This is a genomic window from Xanthomonas sp. SHU 199 (assembly GCF_000364665.1).
GTDB classification, from domain to species: Bacteria; Pseudomonadota; Gammaproteobacteria; order Xanthomonadales; family Xanthomonadaceae; genus Xanthomonas_A; species Xanthomonas_A sontii.
Genome location: NZ_AQOI01000698.1, coordinates 1 through 385, shown reverse-complemented (window position 1 = coordinate 385; position 385 = coordinate 1). Strand labels below are relative to the sequence as shown.

The window sequence follows — 385 nt, the reverse complement described above, 5'->3', positions numbered from 1 at the left end:
CGAGGCGCTCGGCCGCCGCGACATTTTGTCGCAGGTGCTGCGCTTGGATCCGGCCCTGCCACTGGGCTATCCGCGCGACCTGGACCTGTTGCCGAACACGCTGCCGCCCGAGCGCCACTTGGGTTACGCGGTGCAATGGTTCGGCCTGGCGCTGGCGGTGCTGGTCACCGCGGCGCTGCTCAGCTGGCGCGCGCGCAGGGGACGGGGCGGGCGCTGAGCGCGCGCGCATGAGAAAATCCCCGGCATGAATGCTCCCACCCCGGCCCCGCGCCCGGCGGCCGCACGCGGCCGCTGGCCGCTGATCGTGTTGTTCGTCCTGTTCTTCGGCTCGATGCTGGTCGCCGGCGCGTTGCGCTTTTCCGGCTGGCAGCCGGCCGCCAGCCGC

The 385-nt window shown here is 73.0% G+C and carries 1 protein-coding gene; it reads left to right on the top strand.

Features of this window, described 5'->3' with window-relative positions; all coding sequences use genetic code 11:
- A partial coding sequence (locus tag D183_RS25375; protein WP_039728865.1) for an SURF1 family cytochrome oxidase biogenesis protein occupies positions 1 to 217 on the top strand: 217 nt, incomplete at its 5' end.
- Between the last annotated feature and the right edge of the window lie 168 nt (positions 218 to 385).